16 protein-coding genes are annotated in these 22,403 nt (G+C 69.6%); 15 read left to right on the top strand and 1 reads right to left on the bottom strand.

Annotated features, from left to right (window positions below; all coding sequences use genetic code 11):
- Positions 1-18 precede the first annotated feature (18 nt).
- Genes ACW5F0_RS12815 through murD form a run of 3 tightly spaced genes read left to right on the top strand, consistent with a single transcriptional unit; the run spans position 19 to position 5,400 of the window.
- Positions 19-2,622: a bifunctional aspartate kinase/diaminopimelate decarboxylase gene (locus ACW5F0_RS12815; RefSeq protein WP_456999878.1), complete on the top strand. Its 2,604-nt coding sequence runs from the start codon at positions 19-21 to the stop codon at positions 2,620-2,622.
- On the top strand, positions 2,619-3,980 hold the full coding sequence (murL, locus tag ACW5F0_RS12820; protein ID WP_456999879.1) for a UDP-N-acetyl-alpha-D-muramoyl-L-alanyl-L-glutamate epimerase: 1,362 nt from the start codon (positions 2,619-2,621) through the stop codon (positions 3,978-3,980). The genes ACW5F0_RS12815 and murL overlap by 4 nt, the downstream gene beginning before the upstream one ends.
- Positions 3,961-5,400: a UDP-N-acetylmuramoyl-L-alanine--D-glutamate ligase gene (murD, locus tag ACW5F0_RS12825; RefSeq protein ID WP_456999880.1), complete on the top strand. Its 1,440-nt coding sequence runs from the start codon at positions 3,961-3,963 to the stop codon at positions 5,398-5,400. The genes murL and murD overlap by 20 nt, the downstream gene beginning before the upstream one ends.
- A gap of 272 nt (positions 5,401-5,672) precedes the next feature.
- Here the strand turns inward: murD and ACW5F0_RS12830 are convergent, their stop codons facing one another.
- On the bottom strand, positions 5,673-6,680 hold the full coding sequence (locus tag ACW5F0_RS12830) for a polyprenyl synthetase family protein (RefSeq protein ID WP_456999936.1): 1,008 nt from the start codon (positions 6,678-6,680) through the stop codon (positions 5,673-5,675).
- Between the two features lie 168 nt (positions 6,681-6,848).
- Between ACW5F0_RS12830 and ssb the strand changes: the two genes are divergently transcribed.
- The 12 genes from ssb to ACW5F0_RS12890 all read left to right on the top strand — a co-directional run bounded on the left by ssb (position 6,849) and on the right by ACW5F0_RS12890 (position 22,392).
- Positions 6,849-7,397, top strand: a complete 549-nt coding sequence (gene ssb, locus ACW5F0_RS12835; protein ID WP_456999881.1) for a single-stranded DNA-binding protein — start codon at positions 6,849-6,851, stop codon at positions 7,395-7,397.
- A gap of 43 nt (positions 7,398-7,440) precedes the next feature.
- Positions 7,441-8,496: a dTDP-glucose 4,6-dehydratase gene (gene rfbB, locus ACW5F0_RS12840; RefSeq protein WP_456963875.1), complete on the top strand. Its 1,056-nt coding sequence runs from the start codon at positions 7,441-7,443 to the stop codon at positions 8,494-8,496.
- Positions 8,493-9,380 (top strand): glucose-1-phosphate thymidylyltransferase RfbA, encoded by an 888-nt coding sequence (gene rfbA / locus ACW5F0_RS12845; protein ID WP_456963876.1) that lies wholly within the window; start codon positions 8,493-8,495, stop codon positions 9,378-9,380. The genes rfbB and rfbA overlap by 4 nt, the downstream gene beginning before the upstream one ends.
- On the top strand, positions 9,377-9,934 hold the full coding sequence (rfbC, locus tag ACW5F0_RS12850) for a dTDP-4-dehydrorhamnose 3,5-epimerase (protein ID WP_456963877.1): 558 nt from the start codon (positions 9,377-9,379) through the stop codon (positions 9,932-9,934). Before rfbA ends, rfbC begins: the two co-directional genes overlap by 4 nt.
- Positions 9,931-10,842, top strand: a complete 912-nt coding sequence (gene rfbD / locus ACW5F0_RS12855; protein WP_456999882.1) for a dTDP-4-dehydrorhamnose reductase — start codon at positions 9,931-9,933, stop codon at positions 10,840-10,842. The genes rfbC and rfbD overlap by 4 nt, the downstream gene beginning before the upstream one ends.
- 77 nt (positions 10,843-10,919) lie before the next feature.
- Entirely contained in the window at positions 10,920-12,869 is a 1,950-nt protein-coding gene (locus ACW5F0_RS12860; protein WP_456999883.1) for an alpha/beta hydrolase family protein, read from the top strand.
- A 13-nt stretch (positions 12,870-12,882) separates the two neighbouring features.
- The gene (locus ACW5F0_RS12865) at positions 12,883-14,853 is read left to right on the top strand and encodes an OPT family oligopeptide transporter (protein WP_456963880.1); all 1,971 of its coding nucleotides are present in this window, start codon (positions 12,883-12,885) and stop codon (positions 14,851-14,853) included.
- Positions 14,854-15,014: 161 nt separating this feature from the next.
- Positions 15,015-17,078, top strand: a complete 2,064-nt coding sequence (locus ACW5F0_RS12870) for a dipeptidyl-peptidase 5 (RefSeq protein WP_456999884.1) — start codon at positions 15,015-15,017, stop codon at positions 17,076-17,078.
- Positions 17,079-17,268: 190 nt separating this feature from the next.
- Complete coding sequence (locus tag ACW5F0_RS12875; RefSeq protein ID WP_456965213.1) at positions 17,269-18,495, top strand: DUF819 family protein; 1,227 nt, start codon at positions 17,269-17,271, stop codon at positions 18,493-18,495.
- Positions 18,492-19,706 carry a glycosyltransferase family 2 protein gene (locus ACW5F0_RS12880; RefSeq protein WP_456999885.1) on the top strand — a complete coding sequence of 405 codons (1,215 nt, stop codon included), beginning with the start codon at positions 18,492-18,494 and terminating at the stop codon, positions 19,704-19,706. Before ACW5F0_RS12875 ends, ACW5F0_RS12880 begins: the two co-directional genes overlap by 4 nt.
- A complete protein-coding gene (locus ACW5F0_RS12885; RefSeq protein WP_456963883.1) occupies positions 19,703-20,386 on the top strand; it encodes a methyltransferase domain-containing protein in 684 nt (227 codons plus the stop codon). Before ACW5F0_RS12880 ends, ACW5F0_RS12885 begins: the two co-directional genes overlap by 4 nt.
- A 47-nt stretch (positions 20,387-20,433) precedes the next feature.
- Complete coding sequence (locus ACW5F0_RS12890) at positions 20,434-22,392, top strand: hypothetical protein (protein ID WP_456999886.1); 1,959 nt, start codon at positions 20,434-20,436, stop codon at positions 22,390-22,392.
- Positions 22,393-22,403: the final 11 nt, after the last annotated feature.

Below are 22,403 nucleotides of genomic sequence, written 5' to 3' on the forward strand. Positions count from 1 at the left end.
CCGGAACACCGGCCGCCGATGCCCACCATTCCCCAACCCGACCGCTGGATCGTGCTCAAGTTCGGCGGCACTTCGGTGTCGCGCCGCGAGCGCTGGGACACCATCGGCCAGCTGGCCGCGTCGCGCGCGGCGGACGGCGACCGCGTGCTGGTGGTGGTGTCCGCGCTGTCGGGCGTCACCAATGAACTCACTGCGATCGCCGACGGCGCGCCCGACACGCAGGCGCGGGTGCAGGCGCTGGTGGAACGGCATGTCGGCTTCGCCATCGCCCTTGGGCTCGACCCGGACGCCGTGCTCGGCGGCCGCCTGGACGCGCTGCGCACCTTGGTCGCCGAGCCTCGCGCGCGCACGCGGCCGCTGGACTGGCAGGCCGAAGTGCTGGCCCAGGGCGAGTTGCTGTCGTCGACGCTCGGCGCCGCCTACCTGCGCAGCCGTGGTCTCGACTTCGGCTGGTGCGATGCGCGGGACTGCCTGCAGGCGGTGTCGCTGCCCAACCAGAACGACTGGGCGCGGCGGCTGTCCGTGGCCTGCCGCCGCGACGCCGACACCGGCTGGCGCGCGCGCTTCGACGCACAGCCGGGCGCCATGATCCTCACGCAGGGCTTCATCGCCCGCCACGAAGACGGCGGCACGGCGATCCTGGGCCGCGGCGGATCGGACACTTCGGCGGCGCACTTCGGCGCGTTACTGGGCGCGCGGCGGGTCGAGATCTGGACCGACGTGCCGGGCATGTTCAGTGCCAATCCGCGCGAGGTGCCGGACGCCCGCCTGCTCACGCGCCTGGACTATGCCGAGGCGCAGGAAATCTGTACGACCGGCGCCAAGGTGTTGCATGCGCGCGCGATCAAGCCCTGTCGCGATGCCGGCGTGCCGATCGCGATCCTGGACACGGCGCGCCCGGAGCTTCCCGGCACGCGCATCGACGGCGGCGCCGACACCGTGCCCGGGGTCAAGGCCATCTGCCGCCGCGACGGCGTGGTGCTGGTGTCGATGGAAACCATGGGCATGTGGCAGCAGGTCGGCTTCCTGGCGGACATCTTCGAGATCTTCCGCCGCCACGGGCTGTCGGTCGACCTGATCGGCTCGTCGGAAACCAACGTCACCGTGTCGCTCGACCCGAGCGAAAACCTGGTCAGCACCGACGTGCTGGCGCGCCTGTCGGAAGACCTCGCGCAAAGCTGCCGGCTGAAGGTGATCGCCCCCTGCGCGGCGATCACCCTGGTCGGGCGCGGCATGCGCTCGCTGCTGCACAAGCTGTCCGATGTCTGGGCGACCTTCGATCGCGAGCGCGTGCACCTGATCTCGCAGTCGTCCAACGATCTCAACCTGACCTTCGTCATCGACGAAGCCGACGCCGAGGGCCTCATGCAGGAAATCCACGACGAACTGATCGCCAGTGGCGCGATGCCGGTGCGCGACACCGATGTCTTCGGGCCCCGCTGGCGGGAGATCGAAGGCCGGCTGCGGCGACGCGAGGCGCCGTGGTGGCAGGCACGTCGCGAGGAGTTGCTGGCGCTGGCCGCGCAAGGCACGCCGCGCTACGCCTACGACCCGGCCACGGTGCGCGCCCGCGCGCGCCAGCTGGAGGCGGTGGCCGCGGTCGATCGCCGCTTCTACGCGATCAAGGCCAACCCGCACCCGGACATCCTGCGCCTGATCGTGGACGAGGGCTTCGGGTTGGAATGCGTGTCGGCGGGCGAGATCGAGCACGTGTTTTCGGTGCTGCCGGGGCTCGATCCGGAGCTCGTGCTGTTCACGCCGAGCTTTGCGCCGATCGAGGAATACGCGCTCGCGTTCGAGCGCGGCGTGACCGTGACCCTGGACAACGTCGAGGCGCTGCAGCGCTGGCCGGACGTGTTCCGCGACCGCGCGCTGTGGCTGCGCGTCGACCTCGGCCGCGGGGAAGGGCATCACGAGAAGGTGCGCACCGGTGGCCTGGCATCGAAGTTCGGCCTGCAGGTCGATCGCGTCGAGGACTTCCTGGCCGCCGCGCGTCCACTTGGCGTGCGCGTCACCGGACTGCACGCGCACCTGGGCAGCGGCGTCGACACGCCCGACCACTGGCGCGAGGTCTGCGACGAGCTCGGTGGCATCGCCGACCGCATCGGCAGCATCGACACCATCGACATCGGCGGCGGCCTGCCGATCCCCTACCGCGAGGACGACGAACCCTTCGACCTCGATGCCTGGAGCGCCGGCCTGGCGGAGGTCAAGGCCGCGTATCCGGCCTACCGCCTGGCGATCGAGCCGGGCCGTTTCCTGGTCGCGGAAGCGGGCGTGTTGTTGCTGACCACCACCCAGGTGGTGGAAAAGGGCGGCATCCGCCGCGTCGGCGCCGACGCCGGCATGAACGTGCTGCTGCGCCCGGCGTTGTACGAGGCCTGGCACGACGTCCACAACCTGTCGCGGCCCGACGGTGGCGAGATGGCCGCCTTCGACATCGTCGGCCCGATCTGCGAATCCGGCGATGTGCTCGGCCACCACCGGCCCTTGCCGGGCGACACCGCGCCCGGCGACGTGCTGCTGGTCGCCGACGCCGGCGCCTATGGCATGGCCATGGCCAACACCTACAACCTGCGCGCGCTGCCTGCTGAGAGCGTGCTCGTGGAGAGCAAGGAATGAGCATCGTGTTCACGCGCGAGGCGGTGGCGTGTTTCCGCTTCGTCGACTGCGGCTTCGATCCCGCCACCGGCATCGCGCGCCTGGTCTACGCCTTCGACGACGGCCCCGAGCTGGTCGAGACGGTGACCGTGCCGGGCGCGCCGTTCGTGCTGGATGGTGCGCGCGCCGAGGCCGCGACCCGGGCGCTACGGCTGCTGCACCTGGTCGCAGGCGTGAGCTATTACAAGGCCGCGGTGCCTGGCGACATCCGCATCGACGGCTATGCCATCGACGGCGACACCGCGGCCTTGCTGGACGACGTGTACCTGCACGGCCTGGGCGAGTTCGCGTATCGCAACGGGCTTGACCTGCACGGGCGCATCCGGTTTCCGCACGCCGCCGACGCGGCGCGGGCGCCGACGGGCGACATCGGCCTGTCCACCCGTGCGCTGGTGGCCATCGGTGGCGGCAAGGACTCGCTGGTCTCCATCGAAGCCCTGCGCGCCGCCGGCATCGAGCAGACCGTGTCCTGGATCGGGGGCTCGCAGCTGATCCGCGCCTGCGCCGAACGCACCGGCCTGCCGACGCTCAACATCGGCCGCCAACTGGCACCGGAACTGTTCGAGTACAACCGGCAGGGTGCGTACAACGGGCATATCCCGGTGACCGCGATCAACTCCGCGATCCTTGCCTTCGCGGCGGTACTGCTGGGTGCCGGCCAGGTCGTGTTCTCCAACGAGCGCTCGGCCAGCTACGGCAGCCTGATCGAGGGCACCGGCGAGGTGAACCACCAGTGGTCGAAGGGCTGGGCCTTCGAGCAGGCCTTTGCCGCCCACCTGCAGCGCCACGTCGCCGCCGACCTGCGCTACTACTCGCTGCTGCGGCCGCTGTCGGAGCTGGCGGTGGCGCGGCAGTTCGCGCGCAGCGATCGTTACGACGCCTGGTTCTCGAGCTGCAACCGCAACTTCCACCTGCTCGGCGAGCGCCCCACCAGCCGCTGGTGCGGGGTGTGCCCGAAGTGCCACTTCGTGTTCCTGGCGCTGGCGCCGTTCATGCCCAAGCCGCGGCTGGTCGGCATCCTCGGCCGCAACCTGCTGGACGATCCGGCGCAGATCCCCGGCTACGACGCGCTGGTGGAATACCGCGACCACAAGCCCTTCGAGTGCGTGGGCGAGGCGCGCGAGTCGCGCGCGGCGATGGCGGCGCTTGCTGCACGCCCTGAGTGGCGCGAGGACGCAGTGGTGGCGCGATTCCGCAGCGTGATCCAGCCGCAGCTCGCGGGCGAGGACCTCGAGATCGCGCCGCTGCTGGTGGCCGATGCGGAACACGGCATCCCTGACGCGGTCTGGAGCCGGCTGCATGCGTATTTCGCAGCTTGAAGGCCGGCGCATCGCGCTCTGGGGCTGGGGTCGCGAAGGCCGCGCGGCCTACCAGGCGCTGCGCCGGCGGCTGCCTGCGCAGCCGCTGACGCTGTTCTGCGCACCTGACGAAGTCGCGTCGGCCGAGGCGCTGGGCGACGGGCTGCTGTCAGTCGAGACGGACGCCAGCGCCGGCCGCCTGTCGGCGTTCGAAGTCGTGGTGAAGTCGCCGGGCATCAGCCCCTACCGGCCCGAAGCCCTGGTGGCCGCCCGCGCAGGCACGGCGTTCATTGGCGGCACTGCGCTCTGGTTCGGCGAGCGGGCAGGGGACGGCGAAGTCGCCCGCGGCGTCGCCTGCGTCACCGGCACCAAGGGCAAGAGCACCACCACGGCGCTGCTGGCGCACCTGCTGCGCGCCGGCGGCGTGCGCACCGCGCTGGCCGGCAATATCGGCCTGCCGCTGCTGGAGGTGCTGGATGGCGATGCCGACGCCTGGGCCATCGAGCTGTCGAGCTACCAGACCGGCGACGTGGCGGCCGGCGGCGTGCGTCCGGACGTGGCGGTGGTGACCAACATCTTCCCCGAGCACCTGGACTGGCACGGCAGCGAAGACCGCTACGTGGAGGACAAGCTCGCGCTGGTGACGCGCGCGGGTCCGCGCATCGCCGTGCTCAACGCCGCCGACCCGCGGCTGGCCGCGCTCGGCGGCTCACTCGATCCCGCGACCGAAGTGCGCTGGTACGGCCGCGACGACGGCTGGCACCTGCGCGGCGACATGCTCCACCGCGGCGACGAAGCGGTGTTCGACACCGGCGACGTGCCGCTGCCCGGACGCCACAACCGCGGCAACCTGTGCGCGGCGCTGGCGGCGATCGAGGCCCTGGGCCACGACGCCGTGGCGCTGGCGCCGGCGGCGCGCGGGTTCCGGCCGCTGCCGCACCGCCTGCAGGTGCTTGGCGAGCGCGATGGTGCCACCTGGGTCAATGATTCGATCAGCACCACGCCACACGCGACCCTGGCCGCTCTGGATGTCTACGGTGGGCGACGCGTGGCGCTGCTGGTGGGTGGCCACGATCGCGGGCTGGACTGGTCGGACTTCGCTGCGCGCATGCGCGACGATGCACCGGCGGCGGTCGTGACCATGGGTCGGAACGGCCCGCGCATCCATGAGCTGTTGGTGCCGCTGGCGGAGGCCGGCCACTTCGCCCTGTGCGAAGCGCCCGACCTTGCCAATGCGATCGTGCAGGCGCGGGCTGTGCTGGCCGCTGGCACGCGCCCGGCGACAGGCGACGTCATCCTGCTGTCCCCGGGCGCGCCGAGCTTCGGCCCCTATCGTGACTACGTCGAGCGCGGCCGCCACTTCGCGCGGCTGGGCGGCTTCGATCCCGATGCGATCGCGGCGATTGCGGGGCTGGGGATCGCTTCGTCGAATCCTGGCTGAAGCGGAGCACGGTACGGCGGTTCGCAGCCGCTGTTGTTGTTGCTGTTGCTGTTGCTGTTGCTGCTGCTGCTGCTGCTGTTGCTGTTGCTGTTGTGGGAGCGGCTATAGCCGCGATGGGCACGGAAACACGCGCTGGCACGCGGCTGTCGCTGCGCCCCGGACACAACGATCGCGGCTATAGCCGCTCCCACAAGGATCCGGCTCCCACAAGGATTTCCACAAGGTCCGGCTCCTACGGGACCCGGCTCCCACGAAGCGAACCCCGGGAATTCCTAGGCGCCGCGGTCCACTGCGTGTCTGACCAGTCCGCGCAGTGCGGCCACGGCCTGGCTGTCCTCCAGCCCGTCGAGCGCGGCCTCGGCCAGGGCGGCGTATTCCCGGGCGCGTGCAAGGCTGTACTCAAGCCCGCCGCTGGCGTGGATCGCGGCGATCGCTTCGCCCAAGGCATCGACATCGCCCTCTTCGACGATCGCGCGCAGGCGCAGGCGCAGCGCGTCGTCGGCTCGGTCCATGGCGTGGATCAGGGGCAGCGTCATCTTGCCCTCGGCGAGGTCGTCGCCCAGGTGCTTGCCCAGCGAGGCCTCGTCGGCGCTGTAGTCGAGTACGTCGTCGGCGATCTGGAAGGCGATGCCGAGGTTGAGCCCGTAGTCGTGGAGGCGCTGCTGCACCTCCCCGCTCGCGCCGGCCAGCAGCGCGCCCAGGCGCGTGGCGGCGGCGAACAGGATCGCGGTCTTGCGCTCGATCACGCGCAGGTAGGCGGCTTCGTCCACGTCCGGGTTGCGCACGTGGAGCAGCTGCAGCACCTCGCCCTCGGCGATGCGGTTGGTGGTGTCGGCGAGGATCTCCTGGATCGGCATCGAACCCAGTTCGACCATCAGCTGGAAGCTGCGCGAATACAGGAAGTCGCCAACCAGCACGCTGGCGGCATTGCCGAAGACCGCGTTGGCGGTGCTGCGGCCGCGGCGCAGGTCGGATTCGTCGACCACGTCGTCGTGGAGCAGGGTGGAGGTGTGGATGAACTCCACCACCGCCGCCAGCTGGTGCGCGTCCGGGCCCTGGTGGCCCAGCGCCCGGGCGGCAAGCAGCAGCAGCATCGGGCGCAGGCGCTTCCCGCCTCCGGCCACGATGTGCTCGGCCACCTGGTTCACCAGGACCACGTCGGACGCCAGTCGGCGGCGGATCAGGGCGTCGACCGCGGCCATGTCGGCGGCGGCGTAGGCCTGGATCTCGGGCAGCGGGAGGGCGGGGCTGGCCGGGGCGGCCTGGGAGTCGGGATCCATGTCGGGCGCGGTTCTGGGGGCCGTCATTATAGGGTCCGGGGCCCGTTCGCGGCCCCGCGCGGCGTTCCCCGACCGTGGGCCGGGGAACCGGCGGATGGCCGGGGGGCGGCGGTTATACTCACCCTTTTCCTCCGCCAATCCCGGCGAAGAGCGACAGGAACCCAATCCATGGCCCGCGGAATCAACAAGGTCATCATCGTCGGCAACCTCGGCAACGATCCCGACGTCAAGTACACCCAGAGCGGCACCACGATCACCACCATCAGCGTGGCCACCACCGAGGCCTGGAAGGACAAGCAGTCCGGGCAGCAGCAGGAGCGCACCGAGTGGCACCGGGTCAAGTTCTTCGGTCGCCTGGCGGAGATCGCCGGCGAGTACCTGAAGAAGGGCCGCCAGGTCTATGTCGAAGGCTCGCTGCGCACTGACAAGTACACCGGCAAGGACGGCGTCGAGCGCTACACCACCGACATCATCGCCAGCGAGATGCAGATGCTGGGCGGCGGTGGCGAGGGTGGTGGTGGACAGCGCGGTGGCGGCAGCGGCGACTATCAGCGCGGCGGCGGTGGCGGCGGCGATACCCAGCGTGGTGGACGCGAGGCGCCCGGTCCGGGCCGCCAGGGCCAGGGTCCCGGAGCGGCCGCGGGCGGCGCAGCCGGTGGCGCAGCTGGCTCGCAATTCGACGACGGCGGTTTCTCGGACGACGACATCCCGTTCTGATCGCCCCCCGGCGGTCGCAGCATTCCCAGGAGGATTTCCCCACATGCCTGTTTGGCTCGTGACCGGCGGTGCCGGTTTCATCGGCGGCAATTTCGTGCTCGAGGCGGTCGCCGCGGGCGTGCGCATCGTCAACCTCGACGTGCTCACGTACGCCGGCAACCTCGACACCCTGTCGTCGCTGGGCGGCAATCCGGACCACGTGTTCGTGCAGGGCGATATCGGCGATGCCGCGCTGGTCGCCGGCCTGCTGGCCGAGCACCGTCCCGACGCGGTGATCAACTTCGCCGCCGAGAGCCATGTCGACCGTTCGATCGACGGCCCGGCGGCGTTCGTGCAGACGAACGTCGTCGGCACGCTGGCGCTGCTGGAAGCGGTGCGCGATTACTGGAAGGCGCTGGAAGGCGAGGCGAGGGAGGCGTTCCGCTTCCTGCACGTGTCGACCGACGAGGTCTACGGCACGCTGGGCGACACCGGCCTCTTCACCGAGACCACGCCGTACGCGCCGAACTCGCCGTATTCGGCGTCGAAGGCCGCCTCCGACCACCTGGTGCGCGCCTTCCACCACACCTACGGCCTGCCGGTGCTGACCACGAACTGCAGCAACAACTATGGCCCGTACCACTTCCCGGAAAAGCTCATCCCGCTGGTGATCGCCAAGGCACTGGCCGGCGAGCCGCTGCCGGTGTATGGCGATGGCAAGCAGGTGCGCGACTGGCTGTTCGTGACCGACCACTGCGAGGCGATCCGCACGGTGCTGGCCCGTGGCCGCGTGGGCGAGACCTACAACGTCGGCGGCAACGCCGAGATGCAGAACATCGAGGTGGTGAAGACGATCTGCGCGCTGCTCGACGAACGCCGGCCGCGCGAAGACGGCCAGCCGCGCGAATCGCAGATCGCGTTCGTGGCGGACCGGCCCGGCCACGACCGCCGGTACGCGATCGACGCCTCCAAGCTGCGTGACGAGCTCGGCTGGGAGCCGAAATACACCTTCGAGCGCGGCATCGGCGAAACGGTCGATTGGTACCTCGACAACCAGCCCTGGGTGCAGCGCGTGCTCGACGGCAGCTATCGCCTGGAACGCATCGGGGGGGCGGCATGACGTCGCGCCGCGGCATCATCCTGGCCGGCGGCTCCGGCACGCGCCTGTACCCGATCACGCAGGCGATCAGCAAGCAGCTGCTGCCGGTGTACGACAAGCCGATGATCTACTACCCGCTCAGCGCGCTGATGCTCGCCGGGATCCGGGAAGTGCTGATCATCAACACCCCGCACGAACAGGCGCTGTTCCAGCACCTGCTGGGCGACGGCTCGCAGTGGGGCATGGACATCCGCTACGCGGTGCAGCCAAGCCCGGACGGGCTGGCACAGGCCTACCTGATCGGCCGCGACTTCGTCGACGGCAAGCCGAGCTGCCTGGTGCTGGGCGACAACATCTTCCACGGCCATGGCTTCACCGAGATCCTCAAGCGCGCCGATGCGCGCCAGGAGGGCGCGACGGTGTTCGGCTACTGGGTCGGCGATCCGGAGCGCTACGGCGTGGCCGAGTTCGACGGCAACGGCAAGGTCATCGGCCTGGAAGAAAAGCCCGTCAACCCACGCTCGAACTACGCCGTCACCGGGCTGTACTTCTACGACGGCCGCGCCAGCGACTTCGCGGCCTCGCTCACGCCGTCGCCGCGCGGCGAGCTCGAGATCACCGACCTCAACCGCTGCTATCTCGACGAGGGCAGCCTGCATCTTGAACAGCTGGGCCGGGGCTACGCCTGGCTCGATACCGGCACCCACCAGTCGCTGATCGAGGCCTCGAACTTCATCGAGACCGTCGAGGCGCGGCAGGGCCTGCGCGTGTGCTGTCCGGAGGAGATCGCCTGGACCAACGGCTGGATCGACGACGCCGACCTCACCCGCCTGGCGGCTCCGCTGGCCAAGAACGGCTACGGCCAGTACCTGCTGTCGCTGGCCAAGCGCGGAGTGGTGCGATGAAAGTGATCGAGACCGGGCTGCCGGGCTGCGTGGTGATCGAACCGCAGGTATTCGGCGACGATCGCGGCTTCTTCTACGAATCCTTCAACTCCGACAAGCTCGCGCAGCACGGACTTGCGCCCGCCTTCGTGCAGGGCAACGTGTCGTCGTCGACGCGCGGCGTGCTGCGTGGCCTGCACTACCAGTGGCCCAAGCCGCAGGGCAAGTACGTCTCGGTGGTGGAAGGCGAGGTCTGGGACGTCGCGGTCGACATCCGCCGTGGCTCGCCAACCTTCGGCCAGTGGACGGCGGTCGTGCTGAGCGCCGAGAACAAGCGCCACTTCTGGATCCCGGAAGGCTTCGCGCACGGCTTCGTGACGCTCAGCGAACGCGCGGTGTTCACCTATCTGTGCACGGAAACCTACGACCGCGACGCGGACGCCGGCATCCGCTGGAACGACGCCGCGCTGGCGGTCGACTGGCCGGTCGCGGACCCCGTGCTTTCCGACAAGGACGCACGCGCACCGTTCCTGGCCGATGTGCCCGAGGAGCGGCTGCCGGTCTACGCGCCATGAGGCTGCTGCTGCTCGGCGCCAACGGCCAGGTCGGCCACGCGCTGCGCCGGGAGCTCGCGTCGCTGGGTGAGGTGGTCTGCACCACCCGCAGCGGAACGCTCGACGACGAAGACACTTGCGAGCGCGCGGATTTCGACCAGCCCGGAACACTGCCGGCGCTGGTCGAACGCATCGCGCCCGACGTGGTGGTCAACGCCGCCGCCTACACCGCCGTGGACCGCGCCGAAGAAGAGCGGGACGCCTCGTACCGCGCCAATGCCGAGGCGCCGGCCGCGCTGGCCGCGGCCTGTGCCCGTCGCGGCGCGCTGTTCGTGCACTACTCGACGGACTACGTATTCGATGGCAGCGGCACGCAGCCCTGGCGCGAGGACGACGCGACCGCGCCCTTGGGCGTCTACGGCGCCAGCAAGCTCGCGGGCGAGCAGGCCGTGCGCGACAGCGGTGCGCGCCACATGGTGTTCCGTACCGCCTGGGTCTATGGCGCCCACGGCCACAACTTCATGCGCACGATGCTGCGCCTGGGCGCGGATCGCGATGAGCTGCGGGTGGTCGCCGACCAGGTCGGCACGCCGACCCCGGCGCGCGTGATCGCGCGAGCCACCGCGCATGCGCTGCGGACGAAGCCCGAAGCGAGCGGGCTCTGGCATCTCACCGCGGCCGGCAGTACCAGCTGGCACGGCTTCGCCGAGGCGATCTTCACCGGTGCGCACGCGCGTGGCCTGCTGCAGCGGGTGCCACGGGTGCTGCCCATCACGACCGCCGATTACCCGACGCCTGCGCGCCGGCCGGCGTACTCGTGCCTGGACCTCACCCGCATGCAGGCGGAGTTCGGGCTGGAACTGCCCGACTGGAAGGACGCCCTGTCCGGCGTGCTCGACGAAGTGTCGGCGGCGGGCGGGAAAAAGTAAGGCCGGCGCGTCGGGGGCGCGGCGGGAACATTGAACATCCTGGGGGAAGCATCGTGGGGAACAGCATTCGTTTGATCGTGGCCGTCCTGGTGGCGTTTGCGTGCGTGGCGCCGGCATTCGCGGTGGACATCGAGCCGTTCATCAGGAAGTCCGAGTTCGGCGATATCGAGATCTCACCGACGGGCGAATACGTCGCGGCCACGGTGCCGCTGGAAGACACCACGGCGCTGGTGATCGTGCGGCTTTCCGACAACAAGGTCACCGGTGGCGGGTCGCCCGGCAAGTACCGGCACGTCAGTCGGATGACGTGGGTCAACGACGATCGCCTGCTGTATTCCGTGGCCGAGAAGATGGGCCTGCTGGATGCGCCCCGGGAGACCGGTGAGATCTACACGGCCCGGGCCACTGATCGCCGCTCCGACATCCTGGTGGGACAGAGCCTGTACGCACCCGAGCTCGGCTCGCGCATCACCACCGGCAAGCGCACGGAAATGGTGTGGGCCGAGCTCGTGGATGCGCTGCCCGGCAGCGAGAACGAGGTCATCATCGCGGTCGGCGGCTTCGGCGAGGATCCCTACACGCGCGCCGAGCGCATGCATGTGGTGACCGGGCGGCGCGCGCCGATCACCCGCGCCCCGGTGCGCAACGGCAGCTATGTGACCGACAACACCGGTGCGGTGCGGGCCGCATGGGGCGCCAACGTCGACAACTCGATCAAGACCTACACCCGCAAGGACGAAGGCGCCGAGTGGGTGCTGTTCAACGACGAGGCCAGTCACGGCGTATCGCGGATTCCGCTCGGGTTCTCGCCTGACAACGCCACCTTGTACCTGCGCTCGCAGCGCATTGCCGGCACATCGATCATCGAAGGCCTCGACATGGCCACGGGCGAGCGTTCCGTGGTCCTGGCCGACGACGGCGCCGAGCCCGAAGCCATCCTCCACGATCCGGTGAGCGGGATGCCGGTCGGGGTGCGCTACATGGATGGGAAGCCACGCACGGCCTTCTTCGAACCCGGCTCGGCGGCCGAACGACAGTACCGCAGCCTCGAGGCCGCTTTCCCGGGGCACTCGGTCCTGGTCACCTCGTCGACGAAAGATGGCCGCAGCGTGCTCGTCTATGCCTGGAGCGACCGCAATTCGGGCGACTACTTCACGTTCGATACCGTGGCCAAGAAGGCCGCCTACGTCATGAGCGCCCGCAGCTGGCACGACCCGGAGCGGATGGCCGCGATGCGGCCGGTTTCGCTCACCGCGCGCGACGGCCTGCCCCTGGCCGGTTACCTGACGCTGCCGCCCGGTTCGGAGGGTCGCTCGCTGCCCACGGTGGTGATGCCGCACGGCGGGCCCTACGGCGTCTTCGACCGCTGGGGCTTCGACACCGACGTCCAGCTGCTGGCGGCGGCGGGCTACGCCGTGCTGCAGGTGAACTACCGGGGATCGGGCAACCACGGCCGTGCATTCCAGGAAGCGGGCGCGCGCGAGTGGGGCGGCAAGATGCAGGATGACGTCACCGACGCCACCCGCTGGGCGATCGCGGAGGGCATCGCCGACCCGGCCCGGATCTGCATCCATGGCGGCAGCTATGGCGGCTATGCGGCCCTGATGGGCGTGGCGAAGGAGCCGGACCTGTACCGCTGTGCTTCGGGCTATGTCGGCGTGTACGACCTCCCCGAGATGCAGGCCACGACCGCCCGTGACAGCCGTCGGCTGGGCAACTGGTCGTCCGAGTGGGTGGGCAGCGATGCTGCGAAGCTCGCCGAAGCCTCGCCCAACCGCTTCGCCGACCGCATCAAGGTCCCGGTCCTCCTGGCCGCGGGCGGCGAGGACCGGATCGCGCCGGTCGAGCACACGAAGAAGATGGAACGCGCGCTGGCGAAGGCGGGCGTGCCGGTCGAGGCGCTGTACTATCCGACCGAGGGACACGGCTTCTATGTCGAAGCCAACCGGCGTGACTACTACACGCGGTTGCTGGCTTTCCTGAACCTGCACCTCGGCGGCAGGACCGTCGCGGCGGCCTCCGAGTAGCCTGGAGACACACATGGTCGAACGCACGCGTGATGAGCCTGTTCCGCAACTGACTTTCCGCGCGGTGCTGCTGGCCATCGTGCTGGCGGTCATCCTGGCCGCGGCCAACGCCTACCTGGGCCTGTTCGCAGGGCTCACCATCGCCACCGCGATCCCGGCGGCGGTGGTCTCGATGGGCGTGCTGCGCCTGCTGGGCGGCGGCACCATCCTCGAAAACAACATTGTCCAGACCGGTGCCTCGGCCGGCTCCTCGATCGCGGCGGGCGTGATCTTCACCATCCCGGCGCTGGTCATCCTCGGCTACTGGGACGACTTCCGTTACTGGTGGGTGCTGGCGATCGCGGGCCTGGGCGGCCTGCTCGGCGTGCTGTTCTCCGTGCCGCTGCGGCGCACGATGATCGTCGAGGATCCGCTGCCGTTCCCCGAAGGCAAAGCCGCCGCCGAGGTGCTCAAGGCCGGCGAGAGCGCCGGGCCCGGGCTCAGGATCCTGGCACTGGCGGCGGGCATCGGCGCCCTTGTGAAGGTGGCCGCCGAGAGCGGCATGCGCATGATCCCCGACAACGCCGTGGGGTCCGGCTTCATCGGCAAGTACCTCGGCTACATGGGCACCAACCTGTCGCCGGCGCTGCTCGGCGTGGGCTACATCGTCGGACTGAACATCGGCATCGTGGTGCTGTCCGGCGCGATCCTGTCCTGGAACATCGCGATCCCGATCTACCACGCGTTCTTCCTCGATACCGATCCGGTGCTCGCGACGCAACTGGCTGGTGTCCCGGCCGCCGACGCCGCTGGGGCGATCTGGTCGGCGAAGATCCGCTACCTCGGCGTGGGCGCGATGCTGGTCGGCGGCATCTGGACGCTGTTCTCGCTGCGCAAGTCCTTGCTGTCGGGCGTGAAGAGCGGCATCGCCGCGGCGCGCAAGGGCAGCGGCGAGGCGGTGGCCGAGACCGACAAAGACCTGCCGATGAAGTGGATGCTGATCGCGCTGCTGCTGTTCGTGATCCCGCTGCTGGTGCTGTACCAGGCGATCGTCGGCAACTGGTTCGTCAGCGTGCCAATGACGATCATCATGATCGTGGCCGGCTTCCTGTTCGTGTCGGTGTCGGCCTACCTGGCCGGCCTGGTCGGCTCGTCCAACAACCCGGTCTCGGGCATCACCATCGCCACGATCCTCTTCGCGGCAGCGGTGCTGCTGTTGCTGCTGGGCCGCGATTCGCCGGTGGGCGCCGTGGCCGCGATCATGATCGGCGCGGTGGTGTGCTGCGCCGCGGCGGTGGGTGGCGACAACCTGCAGGACCTCAAGGCCGGCTACATCGTCGGGGCGACGCCCTGGAAGCAGCAGCTGATGCTCGGCATCGGCGCCTTCTCCTGCGCGCTGATCATGGCGCCCGTGCTGAACCTGCTCGCCCAGGCCTACGGCATCGGCGCGCCCACGCCGGAGCAGCCGCAATCGCTGGCCGCGCCGCAGGCGACGCTGATGGCCTCGGTGGCCCAGGGCATGTTCGGCGGCAAGCTGCCCTGGGACATGATCGCGATCGGTGCCGGGGTCGGTGCCGCGATCATCGCCTTCGACGAATGGCTGAAGGCGCGCGCCTCGACCTTCCGCGTGCCGGTGCTTGCGGCCGCGATCGGCATCTACCTGCCGATCGAGCTGATGGTGCCGATCTTCCTCGGCGGCGTCCTGGCGTGGATGGTCGAACGCAAGCACGGCATCGACGGGCAGGACGAGGCCGCGCGCGACCGCATCCACCGCCCGGGCACCCTGTTCGCCGCGGGCCTGATCACCGGTGAGGCGCTGATGGGGATCGCGATCGCAGTGCCGATCGTGCTCACCGAGCGCGCCGACGTGCTGGCGGTGGCGGAGTCGCTGCACTTCAACCAGTGGGTTGGCCTGGCGGTGCTGGCCGTGGTCGCGTGGCTGCTCTACCGCAGCGGCGCGAAGCAGGACACGGCGGCAGTGCCGGTGGAGCCCGGGCCGCTCTGAAGCTGGAGGACGGTCCCGTGCCGCTTGCCGGGGCCGCTCCACCGCGCCAAGGCAAGCACCCGCCCGGCGGCCACGGCCACGCCCGGGACCCGGACTTCCCGCCTTTGCGCCACGCGTCCGCGCCGCCTACCATCGGGACTTTCCGTCCGGAGTCCCGATCCATGCCGCGCATCGCCCTGCTGACCCTGTGCCTGATCGCCGCGCTGCCCGCGGTCGCCGACGCCCGCGGCCTCGAGGGGCGCGACCTCGCCGCCATGGAGCGCGTGTCCTCGCCGACGCTGTCGCCCAACGGCATGCACCTGGTGTTCGCGCAGCGCAGCATCGACCTCGAGGCCAACTCGGACACCAGCGCGCTCTACGTGCGCAACCTGGTGACGCGGGACATGGCGCCGCCGAAGCGCCTGACGCCGGAAGGCTGGAACGTCAACTCGCCTTCGTTCTCGCCCGATGGCGAAACCGTCTATTTCCTCAGTGCGAAGGACGGCTCGCAGCAGCTTTACGCGATCCCGCTCGCCGGCGGCGAGCCGCGCCAGCTGACCGCCTTCGCGATGGACGTCGGCACCTACCATGTCTCGCCCGACGGCGACCGCGTGGCCTTCAGCGTCGACACCTTCGGCGACTGCGGCGCGGACTTCGCTTGCACGAAGCAGCGCCTGGACGAGCGCAAGGACTCCAAGGTTTCCGGCGTCGTCTACGACCAGCTGTTCGTGCGCCACTGGGACACCTGGGCCGATGGCCGCCGCAACCGCCTGTTCGTGGCCGGCCTGCCCGGTGACGGCGCCAAGCCCGTCGCCGCCGCCACCGCCATCAGTGCTGCGCTGGAAGGCGACGTGCCGGGCAAGCCCTTCGGTGGTGCCGGCGATTACGCCTGGGCGCCGGACGGCGGCAGCATCGTTGCCAGCGTGAACGTGGCGGGGCGCGAGGCGGCCTGGTCGACCAACTACGACCTGTACCGCCTGGATGTCGCCGGCAGCGCGGCGCCGGTCAACCTCACCGCCGACAACAAGGCCTGGGATGCCGGCCCGGTGTTCAGCGCCGACGGCAAGACCCTGTTCTACCGCGCGATGGCGCGCCCCGGCTTCGAGGCCGACCGCTTCGCGCTGATGGCACTCGACCTGGCCAGCGGCGAGCGCCGCGAGATCGCGCCGGACTGGGACCGCTCGCCGAGCAGCCTGCAGCCCTCCGCGGACGGCAGCGCGCTGTACGTGGCCGCGCAGGACACCGGCGAGTACCCGTTGTTCAAGGTCGACATCGCCAGCGGCGAGGTCACGCGCCTGGTCGGCGGCGGCAGCGTGTCGTCCTTCGAGGTCGCCGGCAACAGCCTGGTCTTCAGCCGCAATGCGATCGACACGGGTGACGTGATCCACGTGGCCTCCACTGATGGCCAGAACCAGCGCGCAATCACCCCGACGGCCGCCGAGCGCCTGCCCGACGTCGATTTCGGCACCTTCGAACAGTTCAGCTTCAAGGGCGCCAAGGGCGCGACCGTCCATGGCTACGTGGTCAAGCCGTGGAATTTCGAGGAGGGCAAGACCTATCCCGTCGCCTTCCTGATCCACGGCGGCCCGCAGGGCAGCTTCGGCAACGGCTGGAGCTACCGCTGGAATCCGCAGACCTACGCTGGCCAGGGCTATGCCGTGGTCATGATCGACTTCCACGGCTCCACCGGCTACGGCCAGGCCTTCACCGATGCGATCAGCGGCGACTGGGGCGACGCGCCGCTCGAAGACCTGCAGAAGGGCTGGGCCGCCGCGCAGCAGCAGTACGACTTCCTCGACGGCGACAACGCCTGCGCGCTGGGCGCCAGCTACGGCGGCTACATGGTCAACTGGATCGCCGGCAACTGGAACGAGCCGTGGAAGTGCCTGGTCAACCACAACGGCGTCTTCGACACCCGTTCGATGGGCCTGGTGACCGAAGAACTCTGGTTCACCGAGTGGGAGAACGGCGGCACCGTGTTCGACAATCCCGAAGCCTACGAACGCCACAACCCGGCGCGGCACATCGACAAGTGGCGCGTGCCGATGCTGGTGGTCGCCGGCCAGAACGATTTCCGGGTGCCGATCGACCAGAGCCTGTCGACGTTCACTGCGCTGCAGCGCCAGGGCATCGAGTCGAAGCTGATGTACTTCCCCGACGAGAACCACTGGGTGCTGAAGCCGCAGAACAGCGTGTTCTGGCACGACACCGTCAACGACTGGCTCAAGCAGCACATCGGCCGGTAATCGCTACTCCGCGCGGCCGGCACAACGCTGCCGGCCGCGCGCGACCCTGCACCACCCATCCCGAACCGAACCGACAGGAACACTGCCGATGGCCCCTGCATCCACCGCGCCCGAAGCATCCGCCGAAGCCGCCGCCATCGACGCCATGGACCCGGTCGGCGCGGTCGAGGCGATCGACGCCGCGATGCCGATGATCACCAACGACATCGTCGTCTTCGGCCTGATCGCGGCCACGCTCGGCGCCATCTTCTGGCTCGCATCCGGGCCGACGCCGTTCTGGAAGAAGTTCTTCGCATGGGTGCCGGCACTGCTGCTGTGCTATTTCGTGCCCGCGATCTACAACACCGCCGGCCTGATCGACGGTGAAAGCAGCGCGCTGTACAACCCGATTGCCAGCCGCGTGCTGCTGCCGGCGGCGCTGGTGCTGCTCACGCTGTCGATCGACCTCAAGGGCATCCTGAAGCTGGGGCCGAAGCTGCTGTTCGTGTTCTGCGCCGGTACCTTGGGCATCGTGCTGGGTGCGATCGTGAGTTTCCAGCTGATGGAGTGGTTCTGGCCGGCGGCGGTCGCCGGTGACACATGGAAGGGCATGGCGGCACTGTCCGGAAGCTGGATCGGCGGCGGCGCGAACATGGTCGCGATCCGCGAGATCTACGAAGTGGACGCGACGCTGTTCGGTCAGTTCGCCGTGGTCGACGTCGCCATTGCCAGCCTCTGGATGGGCACGCTGCTGTTCCTCGCCAACCGCGCGCGGCAGATCGACGCGCGCACCGGCGCCGATACCCGCGCCATCGACGAGATGAAGGAACGCATCTCGGCCTACGAGGCCGCCAACGCACGCATCCCCACGCTCACCGATCTGATGGTGATCGTGGCCGTGGCCTTCGGCCTGGTCGGGCTGGCGCATTTCGTGGCCGATCCGGCTTCGGCCTGGTTCAGGGCCAACACCACCTGGGCCAGCCAGTTCAGCCTCGATGCGCCCTTCGTCTGGGTGATCGTGCTGTCGACGCTGGGCGGCCTGTTGCTCAGTTTCACTCCCATGCGGCGGCTGGAGAACGCCGGCGCGTCCCGGGTAGGCACCGTGTTCCTGTACTTCCTGATCGCCTGCATCGGCATGCAGATGGACTTCTTCAAGCTCGCCGAGCGGCTGGAGCTGATCCTGATCGGCGTGATCTGGATGGCCGTGCACATCATCGTGCTGCTCATCGCGGCGAAGCTGGTGCGCGCGCCGCTGTTCTATTTCGCGGTGGGTTCGCAGGGCAACATCGGCGCCGCGGCCTCCGCGCCGGTGGTGGCCGCGGCCTTCCACCCGACGCTGGCGCCGGTCGGCGTGCTGCTGGGCACGGTGGGTTATGCCACCGGCACGGTCATCGCCTACGGCATCGGACAGATCCTGCGGGTCATGGCCGGGGCATGAGCGAGGCGCCGTCCGCGGAACTGGTGGCAGCGGCGACCGCCGCGGACGTCGAGCTGACGATCCTCATGCCCTGCCTGGACGAGGCAGAGACGCTCGCGACCTGCATCCGCAAGGGGCGGGCCTTCCTTGATGCCTCGGGCGTGGCGGGCGAGGTCCTGGTCGCCGACAACGGCAGCACCGACCGCTCGCGCGAGATCGCGATCCGGGAGGGGGCGCGCGTCGTCGAGGTGCCCGAGCGAGGCTACGGCGCCGCCCTGATGGCGGGCATACGCTCGGCACGGGGCCGCTTCGTGGTCATGGGCGACGCCGACGATTCCTACGATTTCTCGCGGCTCATGCCCTTCGTCGAGGAGCTGCGACGCGGAAGCGACCTGGTGATGGGCAACCGCTTCCGGGGCGGGATTGCAGCAGGCGCCATGCCGTTCCTGCACAGGTATCTGGGCAATCCGGTGCTGAGCTTCCTCGGTCGGCTGTTCTTCGGGGTGAAGGTGCGCGACTTCCACTGCGGCCTGCGTGGCTTCAACCGCGACCGCATTGCCGCGCTCGGCCTGCGGACCGCCGGCATGGAGTTCGCCAGCGAGATGGTGGTGAAGGCCTCGCTTGCCGACTACCGGATCACCGAAGTGCCGACCACGCTCCAGCCTGATGGCCGCTCGCGCCCGCCGCACCTGCGGACCTGGCGCGATGGCTGGCGGCACCTGCGCTTCCTGCTGGTCCATAGCCCGCGCTGGCTGTTCCTGGTCCCCGGCCTCGCGCTGGTCGCGATCGGCGTACTGGCGATGGCCCTGATTGCGATGCACAGCGTCCGCATCGCTGGCGTGAACCTCGACGTGCATACCCTGGCCTACGCGGGCGCGGCCGTCGTGCTCGGCGTGCAGATGGTCCTGTTCTCGGTGCTGACGACGGCCATGGGCGTCCGCAACGGCTGGCTGCCCAACACCGGGCGCCGGCGGGGGCTGTTCCCGGTGCTGACGCTGGAGCGGTGCCTGGCCGCCGCGGTGCTGACGTTCGTGGCCGGCGTGGTGATTTCGCTGTATGCCGTCTACGTCTGGGCTTCGCGTGACTTCGGCGCGCTTGATCCGCGGGAGACCATGCGCTGGGTGCTGCCCTCGGTCATGCTGATGGCGGTCGGTGGCGAGGTCGGCCTGGCCGCCTTCTTCCTGGAGGCCCTGCGATTGCCGGATGCCCGCCGTCCCGGGCAAGCGGTGTGAGCGGCCCCGGCGTCAACGCGCAGTACAACGTCGCGCGCGGCGGCGGCATCACCGATCGCGTGTCCACGTACATGCGCCGGAAGATGTACGCCCGCTTCATCGCCGCCGGCGTGGCCCGCGATGACACGATCCTGGATGTCGGCGTGACCAGCGACCGTGAACAGCTGGCTTCGAACTATCTCGAGGCGTGGCATCCGCGCAAGGACAGGATCACCGCCTGCGGTATCGATGACGCGGGCTTCCTGGAGGAGATGTACCCGGGCCTGCGTTTCGTGCGCGCCGATGGCAAGGACCTGCCGTTCGCGGACCGGAGTTTCGACTGGGTGCATTCGAGTGCCGTGCTCGAGCACGTCGGGTCGGCGGGCGAGCAGGCGAAGTTCCTCGCCGAGCTGTACCGCGTGTCCAGGAAGGGTCTGTTCGTGACCACGCCCAACCGCTGGTTCCCGGTGGAGTTCCATACCGTGCTGCCGCTGCTGCACTGGCTGCCGGCGCCCTGGTTCCGCGCGCTGCTGCGGCGGCTGGGCCATCGCGAGCTGTGCCTGGAGGAAAATCTCAACCTGCTGGGGAAGGCGGACCTCGCGAAGGCGTGCGCGCAGGCCGGCCTGGTGGATTGGCGCATCGACAGCGTGTCGCTTGGCGGATGGCCCAGCAACCTGTTGCTCCTGGCGCGTCGGCACTAGGACCGTTGCCGGTGGACGTGCGAGGGAAGGCCATGGGGCAGCAGGGAATGAAGGACGGGTGGCAGCGCCGGGCACCGGCAGTGGTGGCGGTGCTGTCGGCCATGGCGTTCGTCGTGTTCGTGGCGTACATGCCGGTCGCGATCCTTGCCGACGCGAGCTATGACGACGCGTGGTTCTGGTGGCGTGGCGAAACCATCGCGTCGGGAGACTGGCTGGGCGCCTACGACAAGTCGACCCTGATGAAAGGCCCGGGCTATCCGCTGTTCCTGGCGTTCACCCACCTCATGGGCCTGTCACTGATGACGACCCAGGCGCTGCTCTACGCGGCTGCCTGCCTGCTGCTCGGGACGGCGGTGCAGAGGATCAGCGGACGCACCTGGCTGGCGCTGCTGGTGGTGTTGGCGCTGCAGTGGCATCCAGCGGCCCTCGTCTGGAACCGGGTGCTGCGCGACAACATCGGCGCCGCGCAGCTCCTGATCGCCCTGGCGTGCCTGTTGCACTTCCTCCACGCCTGCCACGCCGGCAGGCGTGGATGGGGCTGGGCCGGGCTCGCGGGCCTGGTGCTGGGCTGGATGTGGACCACGCGCGAGGACGTGGTCTGGGTGGTGCCGGGCGTGCTGCTCCTGCTGCTGGCCGCGGTCACGTCGGCCTGGCGCATACCCGGCGGGCGGCGGCGGGCGGGGGTGGGGATCGCCTGCGTGGCCCTGGCATTTGGGGGCTGGATGGCACTGGTGGCCACCACCAACCTTGCGAAGTACGGCGCGTTCGTCACGGTCGAAACCCGCGAAGGGGCGTATGCCGACGCGATGTCCGCGCTGCAACGCGTGCGCGTGGGCGAACCGGTTCCGTATGTCCCCGTGCCGGCCAAGGTGCGGGAGGCTGTGTATGCGGTCAGTCCGGCGTTCGCGCGGCTGCGCCCGCATCTCGAGGTTCCCGGCTCGCCCTGGACCAGAACCGGCTGCAGGCTGTATCCGCACAGCTGCGGCGATTATGCGGGCGGCTGGTTCATGTGGGCGCTCCGCGATGCGGTGAGCACCATCGGCGTGTACCGCTCCGCGCCCGAGGCGGAGGCCTACTACCGGCAGGTCGCCGACGAGATCAACGCCGCCTGCGAGGACCGGCGCCTGCACTGTGCCACGACCTTCGTCGGGAGTATTCCGCCGATCGCCGCATCGCAATGGCAGGACATGCCGGGTCATCTTGCCAAGGCCCTGTCGATGCTTGCATGGCAGCGCATCGGCGAAGGCCAGACCGAAAGCCACGTGAAGTCGCCGCGCGTGCGGGCGATGTGGAAGTTCGTCGGTGAGCCGCGGGTCCCCGATCCTGCCGACACGCTCGGCGTATCGGCGACGGGCTGGTTCCGCGACCCGCAGGGCGGCTGGGTGCAGGCGCGGTGCAAGGGAGTCGAGGAGGCGATTGCGATCGAACGCCTCCCGAGTCCCGACATCGCACGCCATTTCAAGGACCCGGGCGCGGACCGGAGCCGTTTCGCCATCGCCCTTCCGACGGTCGCGGATTGCGCCATCGAGCCCACGCGCGGAACAGGCTCCGCGCAACTGGCCGCGGTGGCGGCTGGCACCCGTGAATTCGCGATGGATGCCGGACGGCTGCGCTTCGACTCGGTGCATGAAAGCCTTCCACAAAGCGCCGAAGCGCCCATGTCCGCGCGATGGATCCGGCACGGCATCGGCCTTGTCTACGCGGCGATCCTCCCGTGGCTGTCGCTGGCGGGCCTGCTGGCATTCGCTTGGGCATCCATCCGCGCACTGCGGCGGCGTCGGATCGAGCCGCTGCATGCGCTGGCAGCGGCGGCGTGGTGCCTGGCCGCCGCCCGCGCGGGGATGCTGGCACTGGTGGAGATGTCGTCCTTCCCGGCGCTGCATGTGCATTACATGCAGCCGGCGTTCCCGATGTTCTTGCTCGCGGCGATCGTGTCGCTGGCGCTCGTGTCGCCGCTGCTGTCGCAATGGCATGCGCGCCGGCAAGGGCGTGCGACTCCATCGTGATCCCCTTCAAT

It is taken from the genome of Luteimonas sp. A534 (assembly GCF_054072805.1).